The organism is Chloroflexus sp., assembly GCF_034432675.1.
In the GTDB taxonomy this organism is placed as follows: domain Bacteria; phylum Chloroflexota; class Chloroflexia; order Chloroflexales; family Chloroflexaceae; genus Chloroflexus.
Genome location: NZ_DAOUBI010000209.1, coordinates 1 through 3,408, shown reverse-complemented (window position 1 = coordinate 3,408; position 3,408 = coordinate 1). Strand labels below are relative to the sequence as shown.

General features: G+C 52.3%; 3 protein-coding genes, 1 tRNA gene and 3 pseudogenes. 4 read left to right on the top strand and 3 right to left on the bottom strand.

From position 1 onward, the window contains the following. Positions 1 to 19: 19 nt before the first annotated feature. The 3 genes and pseudogenes from VAE55_RS19185 to VAE55_RS15845 all read right to left on the bottom strand — a co-directional run. A pseudogene (locus VAE55_RS19185) lies at positions 20 to 97 on the bottom strand (MerR family transcriptional regulator); the annotation flags it as partial. Between the two features lie 338 nt (positions 98 to 435). Next, positions 436 to 510: transfer RNA gene (locus VAE55_RS15850), tRNA-Asn, on the bottom strand. Positions 511 to 717: 207 nt separating this feature from the next. Further along, a complete protein-coding gene (locus tag VAE55_RS15845) occupies positions 718 to 969 on the bottom strand; it encodes a type II toxin-antitoxin system Phd/YefM family antitoxin (RefSeq protein WP_322816704.1) in 252 nt (83 codons plus the stop codon). A 233-nt stretch (positions 970 to 1,202) separates the two neighbouring features. On the opposite strand from VAE55_RS15845, the gene VAE55_RS15840 reads away from it, so the two are divergent. The 4 genes and pseudogenes from VAE55_RS15840 to VAE55_RS15825 all read left to right on the top strand — a co-directional run bounded on the left by VAE55_RS15840 (position 1,203) and on the right by VAE55_RS15825 (position 3,003). After that, positions 1,203 to 1,709, top strand: coding sequence for a tRNA-guanine transglycosylase (locus VAE55_RS15840; protein ID WP_322816703.1), 507 nt, complete (start codon positions 1,203 to 1,205; stop codon positions 1,707 to 1,709). Next, a pseudogene (locus VAE55_RS15835) lies at positions 1,664 to 2,320 on the top strand (tRNA-guanine transglycosylase). The gene VAE55_RS15840 and the pseudogene VAE55_RS15835 overlap by 46 nt, the downstream one beginning before the upstream one ends. Before the next feature lie 188 nt (positions 2,321 to 2,508). Then, positions 2,509 to 2,634, top strand: a complete 126-nt coding sequence (locus VAE55_RS15830; RefSeq protein ID WP_322816702.1) for a hypothetical protein — start codon at positions 2,509 to 2,511, stop codon at positions 2,632 to 2,634. A 78-nt stretch (positions 2,635 to 2,712) separates the two neighbouring features. Continuing rightward, a pseudogene (locus VAE55_RS15825) lies at positions 2,713 to 3,003 on the top strand (hypothetical protein). Positions 3,004 to 3,408: the final 405 nt, after the last annotated feature.

The window sequence follows — 3,408 nt, the reverse complement described above, 5'->3', positions numbered from 1 at the left end:
AACGGCCTTCGCGACCTCAGCGTTGCAGTGTCTTAACCGATACCCCCAGCAGCTTCGCCGCCTTGCCTATACTAATCGTGTTTTCCATAAGTACAATAATATACTATTGCGTATAAATGTCAATACTAGAGTACGGCTCCTTGAAACCGAATCTATGGCTATGCGCATTGTACTGCATGGTGAGTCATACCGGTGCTTCCTGTCAGATTGTAGAGATAGGGTAGAACTTAGGAGAACTTATATCTATCATAAAGCTGTACCGTCGTGCTACCAGACTATTACATAGGTTCATGAACGCTTACCAATCACCAGCGACAGCATATCCCTGCTCCAAGTCTGCTGTCAAAAGAGAGCAGTGCTGACAACCATCTACATTCGCCTACTGCCACTGATTGAGAAAACGAAAACAGCCGCCAAATGAGGCGGCTGCTTATCTGGCTCCCCAACCTGGATTCGAACCAGGAACCCGCTGATTAACAGTCAGCTGCTCTACCGTTGAGCTATTGGGGATTGACTTCGACCGAGAGTATAGCACAGGTTGCCAAAATGTGCAAGTGGTAACAAACGTCGGGTGACAAATGCTTTCTGGCTCATTCTGATGCTGAAAGCTAACTGCAACATCGTAGACACACAGACAAACAATTGCGCAGCCGTTTGCAGAGAACGACTGCGCCTGGCGAAGGGAATGCCGGCATATGGTAATGTGCCGATGAACGGTTACTCGGCACTCCTAATCTCACTCTTACCATTGCGCTCGGCCTCGTACCGTTCAGCCAGTTCGCGCAGCGCAGTGAAGAGTTCGACATCAAGCAGAACGCCGGCCGGATAGCCTTTCTGAGTGACAATAATCGGTTGGTGGGTAGCCTGTGAGCGCTTGATAAGCGCAGCAAGCGACGATGCCGCCTTTGAGATAGGAACAACACCCTGTCGCAGATCGACGTTGAGCAGGTTTTTGGTGATGTCTGACATAGCATTCTCCGTTTTACAAGTAACAACTTATTTTAGTGCCCTCGATACCTGTTGGTGGGTTTGCGATAGTCAATGCTGAGAAAAGTAGATGGTAGCAATCTACTTGTATGCACACGTGGCAAGCGAAAAAACCGACACAAACAGGAATCAAATATTGCGGCTTCTGCGATAGTATAGCGCACGATTTATCAAATTTCAACTCTCAAATGTCTATATAATTGTTGGGATGACATATGATGGATTTCTTGACGCTTCAGCATGGCTGGTTATCTTTACCGACATTTTTGCCCGCTGCAACGTTTGGCACGGTGCGCGCAGTCGATAGCCGCGATCTCAGCGAAGCCGGTATCAAAGCGTTGGTCATGAATGTCTTTCATCTCATGCAACGTCCTGGTAGTTCGACGATCACCGCGCTAGGAGGGTTGCATCAGATGACAGCCTGGTCGGGGCCAATTGTGACCGATAGTGGTGGTTTTCAAGCCTATTCGTTGATCAGAAATAATTCCAAACCAGGTCGGATTACTGATCATGGGTTGACCTTTCAACCAGAGGGGGCTGAACGGCGGTTTCAACTGACGCCGGAGAAGAGCATTCAACTGCAATTGAGCTATGGCGCTGATATTGTCATTTGCCTTGACGATCGCACACACGTTGACGTTCACCTTTCGAACAGCGTCGTTCGGTTGAACGAACAATTCGCTGGGCTCGTCGCTGTCAGCAGGAATTTGATCGCCAGTTAGCACAGCGCCGACGCCAGGGGCCGCCACCATTGCTCTTTGCTGTGGTACAGGGTGGGGGCGATCTGCATTTGCGCACCGAGTGTGCAGCCGCACTCCTCGACATTGGGTTCGACGGATTCGGGTTTGGGGGATGGTCACTCGATGCCCAGGGCCAACTCCTCGATGAGGTGCTGGCGTTCACCCGTGATCAAATTCCCGCTCGCTTTCCCATGCACGCTCTGGGTGTCGGCCATCCGGCCAGTGTGGTGGTCTGTGCCTGAATGGGTTACCCTATCTTCGATAGCGCATTACCGACCTGCGATGCCCGTTAGGGACGTTTACTGGCGTTTACGGCTGATCCGCAGCGACCGGGCTTCCAATTGCGCGGTGATTGGTTTACCTATGTCTATCTGGCCGACCGCAAGCATGTGAAAGCTGATACACCAATCTCGCCGGGATGTCAGTGTTATACCTGTAGCCGGTATAGTCTGGGGTATCTGCATCATCTGCACAAACTGGGTGAGACACTGGTCTTGCGATTGGCAACCATCCACAATCTACACTTCATGGCGCAGTTGATGGAGCTAATCCGGCACGAACCGAGAGGATCGCAAGCTAATGACCAATCGTGAGACGCAACTGGCTGAATTGGTAGTGGCTGTCCAAACCAGTACACGTTACCGAACGATTGATCGGCAACTGGTCGAGCGTGTCGGTCGGGAAGCACTGTCTCGCTATCCATCACTGAAAACTGCGATCAAGGCTGCCAGGAGCCAATTATACCAGATGATCGGGGCCTATGCCGAACGAACCCCACCGTATGAGCAAGTGGCTTGCCGAGCTACAACAGGTACCGGATGTTGCTTCACGCAAGGTCATCTGTCAACGCCTGCTGGCTTCGCATGCATCCACCCGTGAGCGTCCGGCAGTGCTTGATCGGTTCTAACCTGCCTGCCTCGGTGATCAACCGCCGCAGCGTATCCTTGATCTGAGATGCAGTTTCAATCAGTTGGCGGTGCCCTGGATGAATGTGCCTGCTACCGCATTCTATGCCGCTTATGATATCGATACTGTTCTGTGTTGATTTGTTAGCGCGGCGCTGCCATTGCTGGGTGTACAGGGTAGCGCCGATGTTTGCGATCGAGTAACAGGGCCGCCGCCAGTTGCCGCAGACGTTGCGCTGGTACTGAAAGTGATTCCCTTGCTGGAACAACAGCGACGCGGCGCCGGTGCCGATCTGTTACGCGCTATTCAGGCGCCGCGCCTGGTAGTATCTTTTCCGACGCGCAGTCTAGGTGGGCGGAATGTAATGTAGGGATGCTCGAAACGTATCGCCGCTATATGACTACGCTTGCCGCGACGGAAGGCTGGTCACCGCACGAGATAGTCTTACCCGGTGAGCTGGTCTTCATCATTCGTCGCTAGTTTGTGATCAGCTTTCGCGTTACCGGATGCAGATAACGGTGCCATCACGCGCTGGATTGGTGGTCTTGCCCGCTTGTCATACACGTGTCGCGTCGTTTGGAGTGCGGCAGCATGGCTGCCGCGCCAGCCGTGCTTACGATCCGGTGCGTAGCATGCCTTTGACCTTGCCGGTCACAGACGCAACGTATGTTCTCATTACGATACCAAGCTTGTCGATGATTTGAGATTGCTTTGTTGCAACGATCGGATCAATCGAGACGCACGTACCGATGGATAGTATAGACCAATCCGTTGC